2 protein-coding genes and 1 pseudogene are annotated in these 3,033 nt (G+C 64.3%); 1 reads left to right on the forward strand and 2 read right to left on the reverse strand.

Going from position 1 to position 3,033, the window contains the following annotated elements; genetic code table 11:
* Window positions 1-690 (reverse strand): annotated as a pseudogene (locus tag ACGVJ8_RS04520) (helicase); the annotation flags it as partial.
* A gap of 83 nt (window positions 691-773) precedes the next feature.
* Here ACGVJ8_RS04520 and ACGVJ8_RS04525 point away from each other — a divergent pair.
* Window positions 774-1,655: a prephenate/arogenate dehydrogenase gene (locus tag ACGVJ8_RS04525; RefSeq protein ID WP_392345818.1), complete on the forward strand. Its 882-nt coding sequence runs from the start codon at window positions 774-776 to the stop codon at window positions 1,653-1,655.
* Here ACGVJ8_RS04525 and crtD read toward each other — a convergent pair.
* On the reverse strand, window positions 1,639-3,033 hold a 1,395-nt coding region (gene crtD / locus ACGVJ8_RS04530), incomplete at its 5' end, for a C-3',4' desaturase CrtD (protein ID WP_392345820.1). The two genes, ACGVJ8_RS04525 and crtD, sit on opposite strands and share 17 nt — an antisense overlap.

Below are 3,033 nucleotides of genomic sequence, written 5' to 3' on the forward strand. Positions count from 1 at the left end.
CCATTGACTCCACTCCGCCGGGTTGATGCTGCGGAGGGTGTTCCATGGCTCAGGGCTGGCTGGCATCAGCCGGAGCAGGTCACGCAGAGCCTGCCCGGCTGAGCCTTCGAGTCGCACTGCGCCACCGGGCCTCGTGGCATCAGCGAACAGCTGCCGGCTCATGCGGTCATGCAGCTCGAGCAATCCGGATTCCGCCTGGGGACAGGCCTGGCGCAGTTCATCCCAGTGCTGATGCTCGATCTCCAAGGTGAAAGCGTTGCGCATCCTCCGGCTCAATTGATCCATCTCCGGGATCAGCAGTTGCCGTTGGCCCAAGTACCCGTCGCGATGGGCCTGAATCAGCTCGGCAACATCCATCAGCCAGAGCTGTGGACCCTGCGGAGGCGTCGGTCCCTGCCAGCAGGGGAGCCTCAGGCCCTGGTTGCGGAGGCGGGGCAATTCCAACTGGAGCAGGCGGCGGCGCTGTGAGGCCGTCAGCACCAGTGCCCCCGATTCGGGAGCCAGACACAGCGGCACCAGCAGACCGAGCCACCAGCGTTCGCTGCTGCTGGGAGGGAGATGGACGAGTGTCGTGTCGCGACGCCTCAGGCTTCTTGCCACCAGCCGGCTCAGGGTCAGGTGGTGGGGCCAGTCCAATTCCTCCTGACGAAGCAGGGTTTTGATCTGGTGGTGGGCCTGGGCTTCCAACATCGTCAAACCCTAAGCAGGGTTCCCCTGGCGATTGGTTCATGGCAATCCATCCATCAACATGGCTTCACGACCCTGCGGGAGGAATGGCCGTGCAACCGGGACGTGTGGGGATCGTCGGCCTTGGATTGATCGGGGGATCCCTTGGTTTGGATCTCCAGGCTCGGGGCTGGACGGTGCAGGGCCTCGTGCATCGCCAGGCCACGGCGGATCGCGCCATGGCCCGAGGGCTGGTGGGAGCGGTGTCGACCGATCCCAGCTGCCTCTCGGACTGCGACCTGGTGATCTTGGCGTTGCCAATTCCCTTGCTGCTGAACCCACCGGATGAGCTCGTTGCCGCCTTGCCTGAAGTAGCGGTGATCACCGATGTTGGTTCGGTTAAACAGCCCGTGTTGGAGGCTTGGCGCCAGCGACATCCTCGCTTTGTGGCGAGTCACCCCATGGCAGGCACAGCTCAGGCGGGCGTTGAGGCCGGGGTGGTGGATCTGTTCCGCGGCCGCCCTTGGATCGCAACTCCCGATGCGGCAACAGACCCCGCTGCCCTGGCCCAGGTTCGTCATCTGGCCGTCAGCGTGGGTGGCCATTGGCTGACGTCCACCGCGTCCCAGCACGACCAGGCGGTTGCTCTGATTTCCCACATGCCGGTGCTGGTGAGTGCTGCACTGCTGCGGGCGGTGGGCGATGAACGGGATCCGGAGTTTCGGCAGTTGGCCATGGTGCTGGCGTCCAGCGGCTTTGCAGACACCAGTCGCGTGGGTGGAGGGAATCCCGAGCTGGGGGTGGCGATGGCCTCCACCAACAGAGATGCGGTGTTGCGCGGCTTGGCGGCCTACCGCTGGAGCCTGGAGCAGCTCGAAGATGCTGTGCTCCAGCAAAACTGGTCTCAGCTCGAGTTGGAACTGCGCCGAACGCAGACCCTGCGCCCGGATTTTTTGAGGGCACCGGGGGAGGTCAGCTCCGAAAGCTGAGGGTTTGTCCCCGCTCGGCCCTGAGCTGACGGCAGATGTTGAGGGCTGACAGGCTCACCCCTGCTGTGCCCTCGCCCGGATGGAGGCTGTCGCCGCAGAGCCAAAGACCAGGCATGGGTGTTCGTCCTGCCAGGCCGAAGGGGCCGAACCGGCTTGGATGCTGTCCAAGGCCCCCGACCATGCCATTGGGACGGCCCGTCCAGCCGGCGAAGCCCCGTGGTGTTGCCAGTTCAGCCTGCAACCAGGCGTCGTCTTCAAGGAACAGCCAGCGGTTCAGTTCGGCTTGGATCAAGTTCAACATCTCTGTTTTGCGCTGTTGGTACTCCGGCTCCGGCAAGCGGCACCAGTCGCCTGTTGGTGTGAACACGCTGGCAATCAAGGTGGCCTGCCCCTGGGGCGCACGCCCATCGCCCTCGCGGCTGATGGAGACGAACAGAGGCCCCGGGGATGCGCAGCCCCGCTGGAGATGGCCTGCGCAGGGATGTGGCAGTGCATCACGCCGCACCGCTCCGTAGAGCACCAGCGCACCACTCGGTTCATGCAGGTTTTCCAGTCGCTTTCGGTATCCCTTGGGCAGCTGATCCGGTTCGATCAGCTCCAGCAGGCACTGGGGGGGCAGGCTGCAAACCACATCGCGGCTGCTGAGTTGTTGTTCCGCGCCCTTGCCGGACTTCACATTCACCTGCCAACCGGATGAGCTGGGCTGCAGCTTGGTGACCCGATGCTTCATCAGCACCGTTCCGCCGTCGCGCTCAATGGCCGCCACCAGCTGATTGCTCAACACCTGCATCGATCCCTCCAGATGCCAGAGCCCGAGAGGTGCTTGGGCCATGTGCAGGACGGTTGCGCCGTACAGCGCCGCCGTGCGATTGGCCGGTTCCTGGGAGTACAGCTTCAGCTGGAGGTCGAGAAAGCGCCGCAGCCGTTGATCGTCACCGCACCCACACAGCTGCAACAAATCGGCAATGGTCAGACCTGTGAACAGTCCCGATGCCAGCGTTGCGGGACGCAGGGCCCGCAGCAATGTGCCGAGATCCCAGAGGGAGCGCGGCGTCACCACGGGGTCCTGGTTGGCGAACTGCCAGTTGCTGGAATGCAACTGATGGCAAAGGTTCCAGAAGCGTTGGCTGCCTGGGAATTGACGCTCACGCTCGGCAGCCCAAGCTTCCGGGTCATGCCAGAGCAAAATGGGAGGGGAGTCATCGCCCAGGTCGACCACACAACCTGGGTCCAGAAGCTCTGCCCTGGGCAGAGGCATGTCCAGATGCTTCAACAGTCGCGCATGACTGCCTCCGGGCTCCAACCCAGCGACCTGAGTCGCCCCAACATCGAACACCCATGGACCACGCCGGAACGTTCCGGCACATCCCCCCGGTTG

Origin of the sequence: Parasynechococcus sp. (assembly GCF_042954245.1) — a bacterium.
GTDB lineage: Bacteria > Cyanobacteriota > Cyanobacteriia > PCC-6307 > Cyanobiaceae > Parasynechococcus.